This is a genomic window from Pseudoalteromonas sp. GB43 (assembly GCF_054923805.1).
The window spans coordinates 210,577-228,735 of the sequence record NZ_JBPCHJ010000003.1 but is presented as its reverse complement, the minus strand read 5'-3'; the positions used below and the strand labels follow the sequence as shown (position 1 = coordinate 228,735).

Here is an 18,159-nt window from a genome sequence, read left to right as displayed (position 1 = left end):
AGGCTTTGCTTTGCTGATATCAAAGAATCTAATGGCAAAGGATTTATATAAGCAAACATTCGATTTACAGTGGCTGAAAGTAGCGGAGTTAGAAAGTAAAGATAGCCAAGGTAAGCCTATTGGATTATCCGCTATGTTTACAGGAATAATAGATCATTACTTAGTCATTGCAGGTGGAGCAAACTTTCCGAATGGACATCCTGTTTTTGATAAGGCAAACAAAGTCTTTCATAGCAACGTGTATGTGTATGATATTCAAAATGGAGCTTTTGACCTAGTTGCACAAGGCCAATTACCAGTTCCTCAGGCATATGGAGCGACGATCAAAACAGAGAATAGCTTATGGCTAGTTGGGGGTAAGAATGAAAATGGAGATATGAATGTCGTACTTGAGCTAACGCTTGATCGTCAGCTTCAAGTACATACTCGTCAAATTACTACTTTGCCGTTTACATGGTCAAATGGTGCGGCTGATATTTTCAATAATGAGTTATATTTGTTTGCTGGCAGTTGGGATGGAAAAGCCCAAGCACAAATGTGTCGTTACTCCTTCTCTAAAAGTGCTTGCGAAGTTACTTCTATTCCAGGCTTACCCCGAGTGCAATTTGCAAGCACAAGAATTGCTAACAAGTTTTATATTTTTTCTGGTATTGCCCAAACACCAAATGGTACTTCTCATGTACTAACAGATAGTTACAGTTTTGACTTCGAGCAACTCAATTGGCAAGCGTTATCTGAAATAACCTTTAGTGGAAAACCTTTCTCTGTGGCAGGGGGAAGCGCATTAGCTTTGGATGACCAGCATGTTTTGATCTTGGGTGGGGTGAATAAAAATGTATTTGATGATGCCTTAAACCAACTCACTACGTTGGAAGGTGAAGAGTTAATTAATTTTAAGAAAAAATATTTTGCAATGTCACCTGAGGAATTTAACTTCAGCCGCCAGCAATTTATTTTCAATATTCCAAATAATGAATGGCTTACTTTGAATAAACGTGTGCCATTTTATGGTGGCGCAGGGCCATTACAGACGGTTTTAGATCAGAAGTTTGTCTATTGGTTATCAGGAGAGATTAAAGCTGTAGAGAGAACGCCGGCCATATATCGAGCATTAATAATTAACAAAAAATAAACATTAAGAGTTTTTTCGTATTCTAAAGGTGTAACTGTTGACCTATTATACCAATGTCTCATATAAAGGTTCACGCTTTTGCTGTTGTGATGACAACCACTTTGCGTAACTAATTTTGTTGTTTAGTCACGTAATAAAGTTACCCCTTCATTGTAAGGGCTTTATTAGAATGTGAGGAAAACATGAGAAATACGATCGGAGCTAGCTTTTTAACGACTAGCTTCTTACTCCTAAATAGCTCATTAGCTTATGCTGAACTTGTTAAGCAATGGGACACATCAACAACTAGTTTTAATGGATCTTCTACGTATGTATCACTTGATTCTGATTTAGATCTAGTTAACTCCTTAACTAAAGGCAGTATCTATTCAGCTTTTAAAGCAACAGGCACAACTGGAACATTATTCAGCGTATCCAATGCGAACGAGGCATCAAGCGAATATGCATTAGTAATCGACGGAGATGGTACATTACGCATCCATGCCAGAGAAAACGGCGCCTTCATAAATAACTTGAAAACAACAAAGGCGTTTAATGATAACCGTGAACATAAAACGGTGGTTTTAACTGATGAAAATGGTACTAGCATTCTCGTGGATGGTGAATTGCTAGCTCAAAACTCATCGACTTCATTTTTAAATAGTGTCGACAGTCTAAGTTCTATGAACATAGGTCGAAACGAAGATAATGGTGGCGGTCAATGGTATTTCTCTGGAGAAATATCAAGTACTGAAATCTATTCTTCTATATTAAGTAAAGCTGAAGCAGCCTTAAAAACTCGCCCAAATAATGTTGTTGCTCTATTTAATAGTAACTTAGATGCTTCGCCTGATTTGTTAGGTTGGACAAATGACTCCACCCTTCAAGGGCAAGGTAGTTTGCTAGATGATAATGGTGATACTGTATGGCAAGCCGATGGTAGTGCTGGTAAAGCCGAGTGGGAAGTTATTCCTGACTCACAAACAAACTTAGACGCGACAAATTATGGCTGGTCTATGTCTAGTACAGTTAAAGTCCTGTCTGGTTCCTACATTACAAATTACTATGCAAATGGTAATAAACGTTACTTAGTTAATTTGAAAATTGATTCAAGTGGTGCACTCGTTGCTGATGTTGAGGGTGATGCACAATACACACTAGTTTCGCAGCAAGGCTCAGATCAATATCATGACTATGAAGTAAACTATGATGCAAGTTCCCAACAAGCCACTTTTTGGTTTGATGGTGAAAAGGTAACTAGTTGGTCAGGCTCAGCATCAAATCAAAATGTCATCGTCTTTGGCAATGGTTCATCAGGCACAAGTGGTGTTGCAAATTACAAAAATGTTCGCTTTGAAGTAACTGATAGCACTAAGCCGATAGCACTTAGCAGTGTATTCGTAGGTGGCGCTGAAGGTATAAATGGTATGTCTAACTACCGTATACCATCTATTGTTCAGTCTCAAGATAATACGCTTTTGGCTTTTAGTGAGGGGCGTCCTAATGGAGCTGATCCTGGTGCAAGTGGTTTAATAAATATCTCACTCAAGCGCTCTTTAGACTTAGGAAAAACTTGGCAACCGGTGCAAATTATCGAAGAAAGTTCACAATACGATTTTTCTGACCCTAGACCTTTAGTTGATGAGTCAACTAACACTATATTTGTTTTTTACACTCAGTGGCTCGATTTGTGCGCACAAAATGGCAACTGTACTGGTCCAGATGATCCTAACTACCTACTTTTTAAATCAAGCACTGACAACGGACAAACGTGGTCAAACACCGTTAACGTTAGTGATGAAGTTAAAGACCCTACTTGGCGTTCAATTAATGCCGATCCAGGTCATGGTATACAACTAAAATGGCAGTCTTCAGCGCAAGGAAGTCACAATGGGCGACTTATTTTCCCTGCTATTGTGCGTGCCTCAGATAGTTTATTTTATGTTGTGAGTGTGTTCAGCGATGATAATGGAGCAAGTTGGGATAAAGGAAATCTAACCCCAATCTCAGGGCCTACAGAAGCAGACTTTGTTGAGCTAAATGACGGTCGAATTTTGATGACCGCCAGAAATGATGGCTCTGCAGCCGGTACTCGTTATCACTTTTTAAGTAATGATGGCGGAATTACTTGGCAGCAAACAACTCATGATCTTGTTGTGTCTAAAGTCGATATTGGTATAACGCGCTTTAGTTCGACTGTTCAGGGAGATGCAGAGAATAAGATTTTAGTGTCGGCACCAATTGGTAACCCTGCAGGCGCTAATCGATATGATTTAGGTATCTGGGTGAGCGAAGACGAAGGAGTGAGCTTTAATTCTCCTACTCAAATCGTTTATGGCTTCAGTGCATACTCTGACATCATAACTCTAAGTGATGGAACAATAGCTGTTTTATATGAGGCTACAGGCAGCACTCATATTAAATTTATCAATTTAAATATCAACGCAGTTAATTAATCTTCCCCTTCCAGTAGGCAATCAATGGATTTTCTCCATGATAGCCTACTTTTAAATTTTATATTTATCAATACATTACAAAAATATTGTATTTTTCTGTTAGATCCTTTTGACAAAAACTGAACAATTGGTATGCTGGTATAACAGGTTAACAATAATACAGCTTGAAGCTGATCATAATCTATCAACGGGGTACATCACATGAGTAATAAACTGACCACGCTATTTTCAAAATCGCTCCTCAGCATTTGTGTTGGAGCTGCAGCAAGTAACTTTGCATTTGCAGAGGAGCAACCTGAAGCAACAGCAGAGGTTGAAAAAATTCTAGTAACAGGTTCACACATTAGAAAAGGTGATTTCGAATCTCCATCACCTATCAAAGTTGTAGATTCTGATGATATCGAGGGGGTAGGTGCCGTTAACGTTGGTGACTTACTCGGTAAAATTCCATCAATTGTTGGTGATACAACATCTTCAAGTTCAAACTCAAGTGAGCAGGATGGTGGCCTGAATACTATAGCGTTAAGAAATTTAGGCTCTTCAAGAACGCTAGTTTTAGTTGACGGTAAACGTTATGTGTCAGGGATGTCTGTTGGTTCAGGGTATGGTGTAGATTTAAATACTATTCCTACAACAATGATTCAACGTGTTGAAGTATTAACCGGCGGTCAATCTGCAGCTTATGGCTCAGATGCAATCGCAGGTGTTGTGAATATTATTCTGAAAAAGAACTTTGATGGCGTAGCGGTTAAATTACAAAAGGGTGAAACAGAAGCCGGTGCCGCAGGTACTACAGATTTAGAGTTTACAGTGGGCCATAACTTCGATAGCGGAAATGCTTGGTTCTCTCTAGGTTATTCTGATGATGAAGGTCTAAAAGCAACAGACCGAGATTATTCAAGTGTTCATTTAGACTCTGTTGACACCGATGGTGATGGTCTGGCTGATACGCCGCAGTTTGTTGGTTCATCACATATCCCTGAAGGTCCGAATTGGTGATTATAAAGGTGATGGCACTCCATTTGTACGAACTGGTGATGTTGAAACATCAGATGCATTTAATTTCCATGAATACCGTTCAATGATCACTCCATTGAATAGGACATTTGCTGCAACGGGGTTATCACTTGATTTGGATGATAAATCACGTCTTAACTTTACCGCAAATTACTCGCGAGTTGAGTCACGCACTCGCATGGAACCTATTCCTCTTGATACACGCAACGATATCTTCAAGTTATCACGTGGTGGCACTACAGGGATAGATATTGCGACGCACCCTTGGTTTGCAGGTACTGATTTAGGTAATGCCTTATTGCAAGATGGTATAACTAATCTAGACGATGTGAGCTTAACCTTCCGTCGATTATATGAATTCGGTGACCGTGGTGCTGAAAATGTGCGTTCGACATTTCGCGTTGCAGGTGATTACGAATATGACCTTACAGATAGTATTTATCTGAATGTTAGCGCCACCTATGGTGTTACAGATCAAAACCAAAAAAATCATGGTGATATCAACCTTGAACGTGCTCGTTATGCTTTGGATATTGAAAGTGACGGAGCCGGCGGATATCAATGTGCCGATGATATTGCTCGCATTAGTGGTTGTGTCCCGTTTAATCCATTTGCATATGATGGTATCTCGCAAGAGGCCGTAAATTATCTTGCAGCAGATACAGGGTTAAACGGTTCAATCGAACAATATGTTGTGACATCAGTCATTGCTGGCGATATTGATTTTGCTTTCAGTGATGATGTAAACAACCTAGGTTTTGCTGCTGGTGTTGAGTACCGTAAAGAAAAAGGTCAAGAGACTCCAGATCCATTAAGGCAAGCAGGAATAGTGCGTGGCAGTCGAATTGCAAAAACAAAAGGGGAATTTGATGTTGTTGACGTTTTTGCTGAACTGCACGTTCCAATTTTAGAGCAACTTAATCTTGATTTTGCTGTACGCGTAGGTGATTACTCATCTGTTGGAACCACGACTAACTGGACTATTGGTATCGATGCTCCAATTTCAGATTCAATTAAATTGCGTGGTGCTTTAGCAACAGCAGTGAGAGCACCTAATGTGAGTGACCTTTTCGCAGGTGGTACCGCAACAGCAGCATTTGTTGTAGACCCATGTAATGGTATTAGCAATGCAGATACTGGCAACATTGCTGATAACTGTCGTTCTATAAGTGCAATCCAAAACCGTATTGATAGCGATGGAGCATTTGTTCTTACACAAGTTGAAAGCCAGAATACTTCAGGTCTATTAAGTGGTTCTGAAAACGTAAAAGAAGAGAAAGCTGACACGCTAACGTTAGGTATCGTATTAACACCTGAGTGGTTAGACGACTTACAGATGTCGATTGATTATTACGATATAGAAATTGATGACGCAATTGCTAAAACAGACCGCACAGTTATTTTAAATCGTTGTTACAGTGTTGACCCTAGTGAATTTGATGCAAATTGTGGAGGGTTAGTTCGTCGTGATGGCCGTTCAGGTGCCGCACTAGATGTTAACTCAGCTTCAGGTAATGAAAACATTATCAAAACCAGTGGTATTGATTTAGATGTTTCGTATCAAACAAACTTAGATGTCGGTGATTTATATCTTGGGTTAGCAGCCAACTACATCGATGAATACAGCATTACGGGTATAGAATCTGGCGATACACAGCATCTTGAAGGTGAAGTGTTATTTCCAAAACTACGCTTTAATATCAACGCTTCATATAGTATCGAAAACTTTAATCTTTATTGGCAATTACGTTATTGGGACAGCACTAAAGACCGTAACGACAACACCTTGATGACAGATGAGTTAAATGAGATTGAATCTCGTACATATCATGATGCGCGCATCAGCTATAGCTTCTCTGACTCAATTAACGCCTATTTTGGCATTAAAAATGTTTTTGATAAACAGCCTCCACAGCTTACGCAAACCCATAAGTATTATCAGGTTGGTACGCTAACTAACGGTACCGCTTATGACTTATATGGTCGATCATTTTATGCGGATATAAAGCTTAACTTCTAACCTTGCTCAGTTCAGATGTGGGCGGTATGCCCACATTACAAATAATGGAAGACCGATGATATTTAAACCTACTCAACTTTTTGATGGTGTGCAATTTCATGATGATAAAGCAATAAGGGTTGTTAATGGCAAAGTCGCAGAAATAGTTACTTACTACCATGAGTCTTGTATTGAGCTAGATGGTGTCATGGTACCGGGCTTTATTGACACTCAAGTTAATGGCGGTGGCGGTGCATTATTTAACCATGAAACAACGTTAGAAACCCTACAAAAAATGGTTAAAGCGCATGCAATGTTTGGCACAACAAGCCTATTGCCAACTTTGATCACAAGTGACATTGCAAAATTGCAAGAGGCTGCTGAAATTGTCAGTAAAGCTATTAAGCAAGAAATACCAGGTATCGCAGGTGTTCACTTTGAAGGCCCTCATTTAAGCATCGTTAAGAAGGGTATCCACAATAGTCAACACATTCGCAAGATCACAGAAGATGAGCTGAAGATATATTGTCGCAATGACTTAGGGAAAGTAATGGTAACTGTGGCTCCAGAATCAATTTCACCGGCCCAAATTAGTTATCTTGTCGAACATGAGGTCATTGTGTGCCTTGGTCACTCAAATGCTGAATATGAAGATGTTGTTAAATGTATCGAAGCAGGAGCTATTGGCTTCACACATTTATTCAATGCAATGTCGCAGCTAACTTCAAGAGATCCAAATATGGTCGGGGCGGCACTTAGTGATGACCGATGCTGGACTGGAATAATTTTAGATGGTCATCATGTTCACCCTGCAGTCGCGAAAGTCGCTTACAGAGCAAAGCCGAAGGGAAAACTAATTTTAGTCACAGATGCTATGTCGACTATCGGAAGTCAGCAGCAGGCCTTTCACTTTGATGGTCATCAAATTTCATTAGCACAAGACAAGCTTGTAAGTCATACAGGTCAATTAGCTGGTTCAGCATTAGACATGATTAGCGCTGTGAATAATAGCCGAAAAATGCTGAACACGTCTTTTGCTGAATCAATAAACATGGCAAGCCGTTACCCTGCACAACTCCTAGGATTAGCGACATCTATTGGACAAATAGCTGTTGGTGCTGATGCTAATTTTGTGTTGCTCGGGCAAGAAAGTAACGGTGAATATCACGTCAAAAATACCTGGATCCAGGGTGAACAGTTTTATTAATAAGGAAACAAAATGCAAAAAATTAATGGGTTAATCAACGCGCCATTCACAGCGTTTAACGACGATGGCAGTATCAACCTGTCAGTTATCCCTCGATATATTGAAATGTTGGTAAATCATGGAGTATCAGGTGTTTTTGTTAATGGCTCATCAGGCGAGGGGCATTTATTAACTGATGAAGAACGCATGGATTGTGCTCAAGCGTGGGTAAATGCCGCGCCTGAGAATTTTAAAGTTATCGTTCATGTTGGTAGTAATAGCGTTCGTACTAGCCAAAAGCTTGCTATGCATGCAGCTGAAATTGGCGCGTATGCAACAAGTGTGATGGGGCCACTTTTTCCAAAGATCAATCGTGTTGAAGAGTTAGCAGCATACTGTGAGCAAATCGCTTCAGTAACCCCTGAACTGCCATTTTACTATTACCATATTCCGGCCTTTACCGGTGTAAACATCTCTATGCTTGCTTTATTAAAAGCTGTAGATAACAGAATTCTTAATTTTGCAGGTATTAAATATACTTTCGAAAGCTTATACGAGTATACACAGTGCAGACGCTATGAAAATGGCAAGTACGATATGCTGCATGGACAAGATGAAACACTGCTTCCTTCACTAGCCTTTGGTGGAGCGACTGGTTGTATAGGTGGCACATTTAACTATGCCGCTGACTTATATACAGGTATAAGGAAAGCGTTTGCTGAGGGTGACTTGGAAAAAGCACAACAGCTTCAATATCAGTCACTTGATTTAATTGATGTTATCGCAAAGTTTAGAGGCAATATCGTTGCTGGGAAACAAATTATGAAAGTAATAGGTTTAGATTTAGGTGGTAACCGTACTCCATTCCAAAACCTTTCTGATGATGAGTTTAAAGCAATGTCAGCTGAGCTTGAGGCGATTAACTTTAAATCATTTGCTAATAAAGTAAGTTAATACAGAGGCTTGGTATGACTAAATTTAAAGTGATTTTGTATTTAAGTTTAATTATTAGCTCTATTACATCCGGGTTTTGTTTGGAAATGCCGAGTGTATTTAGTGACCATATGGTTTTACAGCAAAAAAAATCCATACCTATTTGGGGCAAGGCTGAACCAGAGCAGGTTATTGAAGTTAGTTATGCCAAGCAATTGAAAACGACTAAAGCGAATGAGTATGGAGACTGGCAAGTATTACTTGATGCCATGGACGGTGGTTACGAGGCAAGTGATTTGATTATTACTACATCTAATAGTCATAAGGTCTTTAAAGATGTACTCATTGGCGAAGTATGGTTGGCTGCAGGACAATCAAACATGCGCTTTGAAGTTAGTAAAACTGTTGGTGCAGATAGTGAGTTAGCTAAATCGAGTAATAATGTGATTCGCTTGCTGGATTATTATAACGATGACTTTTACCCTGATGAGGTTGTTTTTTCAGTCGATAAATTAGCCAAACTCAATGAATCTAATTATTTAAAAACAGATGGTTGGAAACTGAGTTCGCAACAAAGCAATGCTACTTTTTCGGCTGTTGCTTTCTATTTTGCAGCTAAATTACAAAAAGAGTTAGATGTCCCCGTGGGTATTATAAATATATCCGTCGGCGGTACGATGACTGAAAACTTTATTAGTAAACAAACATTAGCCTCTATCCCTGAATTGGCACCTTTAGCTAACGACTGGATAAAGAGTATTATGCCATGGTGCAGAGACCGAGCACTCTATAATTTATCTTCATGGACAGAGCAGTTTCCTTTAAAAAAATTAGCGCATCATCCTTATGAACCTGGCTTTATTTTTGATTCAAGTGTTAAACCTCTTTCACCTTTTCAGATAAAAGGAGTTATTTGGTATCAAGGTGAATCGAATGCACCGATGACTGAAAGTCAAAAGCTTGAACCTTACTTTTCAAAAGATTTAAACAAACTAAAACTAAAAACACTGATTAAAGAATGGCGCCAAACCTGGGATGAACCTTCATTACCGTTTTATATTGTTCAATTACCTGGACTAAACCGCCCATGGGCTGAGTACAGGCAACTACAAAGCGAAGTTGCAAATGAACTATCGAATGTTTCTTTAGTTGTTAGTTATGATCAAGGTGAGGCCGAAGATGTCCATCCTAAGAAAAAGCACCCTTTAGCTGAAAGGATTGCAAGAATCAATACTCTACAAGATTTACGGAAACATAAATCAATATGTAGATGCAGCAATTGATAAGGTTAGCTTTAGAAACACACAAATTGTGATCAGATTCACAGATACAATTATGGTAAATAAGTCGGTTGCAGCCAATGCCATTGGAATTGAGGTAGGGGACCAGCAAGGAAAATTTTACAGTGCACAAACTAGGCTTGTTGGTAACTTACTAGTCGCTTGGAGTGAAAGTGTTAGTAACCCCGCTGCTGTTAGATATGCGTGGTTTGATGACCCAAAAGATAAGGCCAACTTAGTTACAAAGCTAAGTGATCCCATTGCACCATTTATATACTCCAAACAATAAATGTAGCCCCTTAATCGCTTTTTCTAAATTCACTGCGAGCCGCACGTTGCCGGCTCACTACTTAATGTCTGGGTAGTCAGGGTTCACTCTGATAATACTAGTGAGGGAATTGTACGCAAATATACTTTTCTATTGTGGTCATGCAAAGGCGTATTACTAACGATAATGTAAGGCGAGCCTGAAGGAGTAGCGTGCTACTCCTTTTTTATTTACTCATGTTTTAATGTAATAAAAACATGAGTAGTATTTCAACTTGTTTCTGTCGGATAGACGACACCTGTTACCAAGTGTCGCCCTCCTAAGAACCGTACGTGCAACTTTCACTGCATACGGCTCAAGCCTTCACGAAGGCACCTAATTGGTACCCAGCAACTTATAAAGCAGCGAGATTAGGCTCATTCCAAGAGTTGCGGCATTGCCTCTTTGCTTTTCTCTTTGCCAAGTATTCTTGGTATAAAGGATCAAAAGGCGTAGCTTCACTCCTGATTTTCACATGTCTCTCTATTGGCACCTTAGCTATTTGAAATAGATTAAACTGACAATCCATATTCATGCTCTTCTGCCAACCGTGAAATTGCCATTGGCATCGACGGTTGATAAAGTATTTCATGGCGATCCAAGTTTTTGATTTTGTTGGATGACGCCTTTTAGCCCAATGCCATAACGCTAGAAATAGTTTGTGGCTCACATATCCGAATACTTGTTTGGCAACGCAATGGCGATAGTAATTCGACCAACCCCTGAGTTTCGGATTTATCAACTTGATTAGATCGTTAACGGGGGTGGTTGCGTGCTTTTTAGTGAGTTCGCGCAAGTTACTCAGAAATATTAACGTGTTAGATTTACTCGGTTTAATGAGCAGCTTTCCTTTGTACTTCCTATGGTTAAAGCCTAGGAAGTCAAAACCACGGCTAATGTGAGTAATGTGCGTTTTCTCTTCGGAGAGCGTTAAGCCTCTGTGTGCTAAGAAGTCAGCAATCAACGGTTTGATATCGTTCTCCAGCACGTCCTTTGAAGTGCAAGTGACGACGAAATCATCAGCGTATCCTATAAAGTTGGCTCTCGCCCCATTTTTAAGTGCGGTGGACTTTATGCGTTGCTCAAGACCTGCAAGAGTCATCAGCATCAAGGTTGGAGATATGATCCCGCCTTGTGGTGTTCCCTCGTCAGTGCGATAGAACAGCCCTTTGTCCATAAAACCAGACTTTAACCATTGTTCCAACATTCGTTTATCTACAGCTATATTATTCATAAGCCATTGATGCCCAATTTTGTCGAAACAGGCTTTAATATCTCCCTCAAGAACCCATTGAGCGGATTGCTTTTTACTCAAACAGAGAAAACACTGAGCAATAGCATCAGCAGTACTTCTGTTGCGCCGAAAGCCGTAACTATTTGGGTCAGCAAGTGTTTCTGACACAGGCTCTAGTGCGAGAAGATGAAGCGCTTGCAGCGCTCTATCGACCATACACGGGATACCCAAAGGTCTGAGCTTGCCGTTTTTCTTAGGGATGTAGATACGCTTGAGCGGTTTGGCTTGATAAGCTTTTCTGCTCAATTGATTGACTGCTTTCATGCGGCGCGTATCCGTATTCCAGATGACGCCGTCTATTCCGGGCGTTTTACTGCCTTTGTTTTGTGATACTCGCTTAACAGCAAGAAGCTTTGCCGAATGCGAGTGAGTCAGTATCCACTGCAATGCTTTCGCTTTGCCGTGTTTACTTTCTCTTGTTGCTTTTGCAATACGCATCTGAAGCTTTAAAACGTGTGACTCAACAGTTTTCCAATTTATGGATTGCCATTGAGCACTGTCAGGAGAGGCACTAATCTCTTTTGAAATCATCATTTGCGTTTCTCCTTGAATAAAGTTCTTCAAATTCTCTTGCAAAGGAAGACCAGTCGGAAGTCAGCTCACTTTCGTGCCAGACAGACGTCTGTATCTGCATCATTACAATCCAGCCTTTGCTTTCTCCAACATCCTCTACCTGCATCACTATCGGCTATATAAGCTTTCCCAAAGGGAGTGATACAGGCTTACCGTGTTCCGTATGTTGCGCGATGTCAGGTTAGATGCCCGCTATAGTGCGGAGAGTTCAGTGATCACGAAAGAGCATGGGGCAATCTCTTTCCGACTCTCGCGCCTTTTGGCTACAGCGTATTAACCACTTCCGCTGTTTCATCATATAACGCACCTTACGCGGATTCACTTATGTTCATCATACTGACGGCCTAGCACTCACCCGATTTGTGGTTATCAGGAGGATCGTCCTCTCACGATTAAGATCCCGATTGGCGCATACCAACCTTCGTTACATTGTCAGAGCCGCTACTTTATTCAGGCTCCTAGGATCATCTGGTGATACAGATGGTTCACTCATTAAGCGGTGAACAGCGCTTCATACGACTTCACGTCGCACGCCCCAAAATGAGTTAACGTAAATGCACTAAGGGTGGCTTTGAGCGAAAAGCAGACATTGACCGTTAATCGTTTCAACGACGGCAATTAGCCATACGTTGCATGTTTGCTCCCTTACTGGTTTTACGATATCCAAAACCGACATAACGACCATTAAGCAAATACCAAAGTAAAATAGGTATGTGCTCCAATCATATAGCCAAAGAGGATAAAGCGTTAATAGCACTGCTACAGGCCCTAGAATGCTGAAGACAGCTCTGGTATGGTTTTTATTTTTGTGCCAGTTGTATAAGTTTACCAATAGTTCCAAAGATGCAAAAATAGGTAAAAGCGTATTTACAGCTATTCCTTCGAAGTGAGAGAAGAAGCCTAGTCCTAATGCCGATGCAAGTGACCTTAATGCAGGGAGGCAGGCCGTGCCGCTAGCCAAACGCCACTAGAGCCTACTCTGTCTAATATTTTATTTATCATTTGAAAGTCTATTGGTTGATATTACCATCATTCTAAACTCCGTATACAAGTACGGAGTCAATCATTTTAATGAGTCAATTATGGGGCAATGTGTTGGATTTTCGTTTTGCATACAGGTATTTGTCATACCCACAATTACTTTCTCTAAACGTTGAAGGTCATTAATTTTGTCTCGAATGATTGCTAACTTTTGTCGGTTTAATAGCTCAACTTGAGCGCAGTTGCTGTCCATAGACATTAGCGATTTTATTTCTCTTAACGTAAAGCCGAGCGCTTTGGCTTTTGTGATAAACCTAAGTTGTCCTGCTATTGATTCGTCATATTGTCTATAACCAGATATTGGTTTTTCAGGTTGTGTAATCAGTCCTTCTCGTTCATAAAAACGAATGGTTTCTACATTTAAATTTAATGATTGTGCTAATTTGCCAATGGTTTTCATTATTGCCTTTGTGAATACTACTAATCTAAAGTTATATTTAGTTCAACTATCTAATGACTTGATAATGCCACAGACTTCAATTGTACCGTCAGACCCGCAAGAGCTTGCCATTAGTTTTAACTCTTTTTTGAGTGCATTCAATTCCTTCATTCGTTGATTAACTAAAGTTAGTTGCCGATCAATTAATGCATTTACACTAGAGCAACTCTCCTCTGGCTTGTTTTTTAATTCAATGAGTCGCTTAATATCATTAAGCGGAATATCTAAACTTCGACAATGCTTTACGAACTCTAGCTCTTTAAATGCCTTATTAGAATACAACCTGAAATTCCCTTCAGTGCGATCAGGATTTGACAGCAAGCCCTCCTTTTCATAATATCGGATGGTTTGTACTGAATACCCCGATGTTTTCGATAACTCACCAATTTTCATAAAATTTCCAAATAAACTTGACCCTATAGTCACTATAGGATTTATAGTTAGAGCATACAAGTTAATCGGAGATGAAAATGAGCGATTGTGGGTGTGAAGTTGAGCTAAAAGATAACCAGCAAAAAACGGTGCTTTATTGGCTTCTGGCTATCAATGCCTCGATGTTTGTTTTTGAAATTGGCTTTGGTTGGTTATCAGAATCAACGGCTTTAATTGCAGATTCGTTAGACATGCTAGCGGATGCAATCGTCTATGCAATTGCACTATACGCGGTGGGAAAGTCAATCCAACATAAGGCTAATGCTGCTTTAGTGAGTGGCTATTTCCAACTGGGGTTAGGCGTGCTAATTCTAATGGATATTGCTAGAAGGCTGTATGGTGAAAGTGAGCCTCACTCTTGGTTTATGATTGGCGTAGGCATGGTTGCTTTAGTTGCAAATGTGATTTGTCTCATCCTTATTCGAAAGCACAACAACGATGAAGTACATATGAGAGCTAGCTGGATATTTTCAGCGAATGATGTAATTGCAAATCTTGGTGTCGTTATCGCAGGCATACTCGTTATGGTGCTGAAACAGCGTTGTCTGATATCGTCATTGGTAGCATCATTTCAATGTTAATTCTTCGAGGCGCTTACCGAATACTAAGCGATGCTAAACAAGAATTAGCTGTTGCTGAGAAAACACGTTAAACACCAAATGAAGATAAACAATCAACCTTTGGTTGTTCAAAGTAAGGAAACATCAATGAATAGCAAATATCTAGAAAAAACCAAGATAGTAAATTTTGAACACTCTACAATTCAATCATTAATTTCTGAGCGTAATTGGCAAGAACTCGATGACTTCAACAAAATTGGTGCAGCCTACCAATTTGTTAAAGATGAAATATTATTTGGTTACAATGAGAGTGATGATATTTCAGCAAGCAGTGTTTTAGCCGATGGTTACGGACAATGCAATACCAAGGGTAACTTGCTGATGGCTTTGTTACGAGGATTAGGTATTCAATGTCGTTTTCACGGCTTTACTATTGAGCAGCGATTACAAAAAGGAGCTATTCCAACTTATGTATTTTGGTTAGCACCTAAATATATCATTCATAGTTGGATTGAAGTTTATTTCAAGGATCGTTGGATAAACTTAGAAGGCTTTATATTAGATGAACAATATTTAAGTTCACTACAGCACAAATTTAGTCAAATAAAAAACGAATTTTGTGGTTATGGTGTTGCAACAAAGTGTTTCTCTTCGCCAGATACAGATTGGCGTGGTCAAGATACCTATATACAAAAAGAAGGTATTCATGATGATTTTGGTGTTTATAATTCCCCTGATGAGTTTTATCTCGAAAAAGGAACTAACTTATCAGGAATCAAACGTTGGATGTATCAACGAGTGATCCGTCACTTTATCAATTTTAACGTAGTCAATGTAAGAAATTTAAAAGTTCTTGAGGTGGAAAATGCACAATCATAGCCATAGCCATTCGCATGGAAAAGACGACCGTATAGGTTGGACATTTTTCCTTAATGTTTCATTTACTATTATCGAATTTATTGGTGGTTGGCTAACCAACAGTACCGCTATTATGGCTGATGCTGTACATGACCTGGGTGACAGTTTATCTATAGGATTCGCTTGGATACTGAGTCGTTTCTCGGATAAAGAAGCATCCGATAGATTTAGCTATGGCTATCGTCGTCTTACCCTGTTTGGCGCATTAATTAACAGTATTGTATTAGTTATTGGTTCTGTCTGGGTGCTATTTGAAGCAATACCAAGATTATCTAATCCTGAAATGCCAATGGCTGAAGGAATGTTGGGTCTTGCATTACTTGGGGTTGCTGTTAATGGGTATGCAGTATTTAAACTAAAAGCGGGTAAAACGCTGAACGAAAAAGTACTTACGTGGCATTTGCTTGAAGACGTACTTGGCTGGGTTGCAGTCCTAATTGTTTCTATCGTGCTGCTTTTTGTAGATTTACCAATATTAGATCCTTTGCTTTCTATAGGCTTTACACTGTTTATATTGTTTAACGTTTTGAAAAACCTGAAAACAACATTGGCACTATTTCTTCAAGCTACACCTGATGAAGAAGTGCAGAATAATATTGAAAAAGCGATAAAGGCTATACCTGAAATTAATGGGATTCATCATATGCACTTTTGGTCATTAGACGGGGAAAGTCACGTATTAACTGCTCACCTAGAGTTAGCCCATAACTTTGAGGTTGATAAATTAATTAGGCTAAAACAACAAGTGGCTAAGGAACTTTCTTCTTATAATTTATCTCATACAACCATTGAGTTTGAGTTTCCTCAAGAAACTTGCCGTGACGAGCATGAAAAACATGCGCATGGCTAGTTTAGAAAACCTTTTTTTGATATTATAATTTTTCATATTTAAGTAGGTGTTTATTTTGAAATTCAATGTTGCGTTAAAAATACTATTAGTCGTTTCGATTGTTTTGCAATCGTTAACTGCTGTTGTATCCGCAACACCTGAGAATCACCAAATAGATATAGAGCACCTTCAAATTCAACATGATCATGCAGATGATCGAAATGTCTCAAATGATAATGTAGGTGATGAGCAGCATAATGAAAAAGATTGTCATCACTGCGGACATTGCAGTGGCAGCCACTTATCTTGGATTTTAGTCAGTAATTCAAATACCACGGGCAAACTAAACATTATCAATAAAACGCCTTATCAAATTGATCAAACAAGTACCTTTCTTGAAGCGATACTTCGTCCGCCCATTTCTTAATTAGATTAATTTTTAATGACCTATTTATCCTTTAATAATGGATAAAGGTTTCGTGTTTATTAATTTTAAAATTAAGAATTTTTATGTATATATATTTAAAAAATGCAGGTTTAGTCCTGTCTTTATGTATGGCTGTGAGTTTTTCAGTTGCCACTTATGCCAAACAGAAAAGTATTTCATGGCTAGATAGTCAAATAAATAAAGATCCCGAAGTTGTTGCGGCTAAAGAGTTACTTAATGCAAGTAATCATAGAGCCAAGAGCTTAACTAAAGCCGTATATAACCCAGAGCTTGAAGCAAGCTATGAAAAAGAGGGTGATTTTGATAATTATTCTATTGGTATCAGTCAAACGATTGATTTTTGGGATAAGCAATCAGCAAATAAAAGCATTGGTGAAATTGGTGTTTATGCAAACCAGCAACAATTGTTATCTCTACTCGATTCTAAAAAGGCTAACGCTTTAACTGCAATAGTTAATTGGCAAGCAGCAAAAAAGGTGGCTCAGTTACTTTCAGTAAGAGAAAATCAATTACAAACGCTCGTTGGAATTATTGAAGATAAGCGAAAAGCAGGACTTTTAGAGCCACTTGACGCTGAACTGGTTTATTTAAACTTGTCCCAAGTTTTCAGTGAAATATCTGAGTCGCAAATTGCTTTGAAAAATGCAGAGGTAAATGTTCAGGAGTTATTGCCTGATTGGACGCCTAATACTACCAATTTGTTTTCATTTACTTTTGGAGCAACAAACTATTCATTTAACTCTCAGTGGGTTGAGGAACATCCAAAAGTTAAACTCGCTAGAGCGCAATGGAAGATAAAACAATCTAAAGCTCAACTAACCACTATGGAATCTAAAGCCAATCCAACCATTGGAGTTAACGCAGGGAAAAGTGGAGATGAAGACTTGATTGGCGTGACTTTCTCAATGCCTTTAAATATCAGAAATAACTATTCAGATACTGTTAAAGCCGCTTATTCAGAAGCAATTGCAGCAGAGGCTAACTTTCGGTCGGTTTATCGAAAGCAGTCATTTGAAGCAAAAGCTAATTATGAATCGCTTATTGTCAGTAAAAAATATTATGAGCAATGGCAAAAACTGACAAAAGGCAGATTAGATAGCAGCGAAAACTTATTAAATAAGCGCTGGGAAGCTGGTGACATTAATACTTCTGACTACTTACTTGCATTAAATCAACGTGCGGAAGGGCTTCATGCAGGAATACGTTTGGAAAATCAATTCAAGCTTGCAGAAATATCCTTCATTTTAAGTATGGGTCAGTTATCCAAATTTGAGATTTGAGCGCTTTGTTTTTTCAGTAGCGAAAAACGAAATCTTAAATTTATTAAAAATATAGG

Annotated in this window: 16 protein-coding genes and 1 pseudogene; 13 read left to right on the top strand and 4 right to left on the bottom strand. The window is 39.1% G+C overall.

Annotated features, from left to right (window positions below):
• Positions 1-31: 31 nt before the first annotated feature.
• From ACRWSG_RS23110 to ACRWSG_RS23075, 8 genes are all read left to right on the top strand, one after another.
• A complete protein-coding gene (locus tag ACRWSG_RS23110) occupies positions 32-1,132 on the top strand; it encodes a cyclically-permuted mutarotase family protein (protein ID WP_462167675.1) in 1,101 nt (366 codons plus the stop codon).
• Positions 1,133-1,314: 182 nt separating this feature from the next.
• Positions 1,315-3,567: an exo-alpha-sialidase gene (locus ACRWSG_RS23105; protein WP_462167674.1), complete on the top strand. Its 2,253-nt coding sequence runs from the start codon at positions 1,315-1,317 to the stop codon at positions 3,565-3,567.
• 201 nt (positions 3,568-3,768) lie between these two features.
• A complete protein-coding gene (locus ACRWSG_RS23100; RefSeq protein WP_462167673.1) occupies positions 3,769-4,566 on the top strand; it encodes a TonB-dependent receptor plug domain-containing protein in 798 nt (265 codons plus the stop codon).
• Positions 4,502-6,604 carry a TonB-dependent receptor domain-containing protein gene (locus ACRWSG_RS23095; RefSeq protein ID WP_462167672.1) on the top strand — a complete coding sequence of 701 codons (2,103 nt, stop codon included), beginning with the start codon at positions 4,502-4,504 and terminating at the stop codon, positions 6,602-6,604. Before ACRWSG_RS23100 ends, ACRWSG_RS23095 begins: the two co-directional genes overlap by 65 nt.
• 55 nt (positions 6,605-6,659) lie before the next feature.
• The gene (nagA, locus tag ACRWSG_RS23090; protein WP_235404373.1) at positions 6,660-7,790 is read left to right on the top strand and encodes an N-acetylglucosamine-6-phosphate deacetylase; all 1,131 of its coding nucleotides are present in this window, start codon (positions 6,660-6,662) and stop codon (positions 7,788-7,790) included.
• A 12-nt stretch (positions 7,791-7,802) separates the two neighbouring features.
• Positions 7,803-8,723 (top strand): dihydrodipicolinate synthase family protein, encoded by a 921-nt coding sequence (locus ACRWSG_RS23085; RefSeq protein WP_055022402.1) that lies wholly within the window; start codon positions 7,803-7,805, stop codon positions 8,721-8,723.
• Between the two features lie 14 nt (positions 8,724-8,737).
• Entirely contained in the window at positions 8,738-9,985 is a 1,248-nt protein-coding gene (locus tag ACRWSG_RS23080) for a sialate O-acetylesterase (protein ID WP_462167671.1), read from the top strand.
• Between the two features lie 52 nt (positions 9,986-10,037).
• A complete protein-coding gene (locus tag ACRWSG_RS23075) occupies positions 10,038-10,271 on the top strand; it encodes a hypothetical protein (RefSeq protein ID WP_462167670.1) in 234 nt (77 codons plus the stop codon).
• 373 nt (positions 10,272-10,644) lie between these two features.
• Here ACRWSG_RS23075 and ltrA read toward each other — a convergent pair whose 3' ends face one another.
• The 4 genes from ltrA to ACRWSG_RS23055 all read right to left on the bottom strand — a co-directional run bounded on the left by ltrA (position 10,645) and on the right by ACRWSG_RS23055 (position 14,029).
• Positions 10,645-12,117, bottom strand: coding sequence for a group II intron reverse transcriptase/maturase (gene ltrA, locus ACRWSG_RS23070; RefSeq protein WP_462167669.1), 1,473 nt, complete (start codon positions 12,115-12,117; stop codon positions 10,645-10,647).
• Between the two features lie 598 nt (positions 12,118-12,715).
• Positions 12,716-13,117 (bottom strand): MerC family mercury resistance protein, encoded by a 402-nt coding sequence (locus tag ACRWSG_RS23065; RefSeq protein WP_230237177.1) that lies wholly within the window; start codon positions 13,115-13,117, stop codon positions 12,716-12,718.
• A gap of 102 nt (positions 13,118-13,219) precedes the next feature.
• The gene (locus tag ACRWSG_RS23060; protein WP_462167668.1) at positions 13,220-13,597 is read right to left on the bottom strand and encodes a MerR family transcriptional regulator; all 378 of its coding nucleotides are present in this window, start codon (positions 13,595-13,597) and stop codon (positions 13,220-13,222) included.
• 42 nt (positions 13,598-13,639) lie between these two features.
• Positions 13,640-14,029, bottom strand: coding sequence for a Cd(II)/Pb(II)-responsive transcriptional regulator (locus tag ACRWSG_RS23055; protein ID WP_462167667.1), 390 nt, complete (start codon positions 14,027-14,029; stop codon positions 13,640-13,642).
• 77 nt (positions 14,030-14,106) lie between these two features.
• Between ACRWSG_RS23055 and ACRWSG_RS23050 the strand changes: the two are divergent.
• From ACRWSG_RS23050 to ACRWSG_RS23030, 5 genes and pseudogenes are all read left to right on the top strand, one after another.
• Positions 14,107-14,720 (top strand): annotated as a pseudogene (locus ACRWSG_RS23050) (cation transporter).
• 55 nt (positions 14,721-14,775) lie between these two features.
• Positions 14,776-15,507, top strand: a complete 732-nt coding sequence (locus tag ACRWSG_RS23045; RefSeq protein ID WP_004588887.1) for a transglutaminase-like domain-containing protein — start codon at positions 14,776-14,778, stop codon at positions 15,505-15,507.
• Positions 15,494-16,396: a cation diffusion facilitator family transporter gene (locus ACRWSG_RS23040; protein ID WP_004588886.1), complete on the top strand. Its 903-nt coding sequence runs from the start codon at positions 15,494-15,496 to the stop codon at positions 16,394-16,396. The genes ACRWSG_RS23045 and ACRWSG_RS23040 overlap by 14 nt, the downstream gene beginning before the upstream one ends.
• A gap of 55 nt (positions 16,397-16,451) precedes the next feature.
• The gene (locus ACRWSG_RS23035; RefSeq protein ID WP_004588885.1) at positions 16,452-16,802 is read left to right on the top strand and encodes a hypothetical protein; all 351 of its coding nucleotides are present in this window, start codon (positions 16,452-16,454) and stop codon (positions 16,800-16,802) included.
• Positions 16,803-16,885: 83 nt separating this feature from the next.
• A complete protein-coding gene (locus tag ACRWSG_RS23030; RefSeq protein ID WP_008468875.1) occupies positions 16,886-18,103 on the top strand; it encodes a TolC family protein in 1,218 nt (405 codons plus the stop codon).
• Positions 18,104-18,159: the final 56 nt, after the last annotated feature.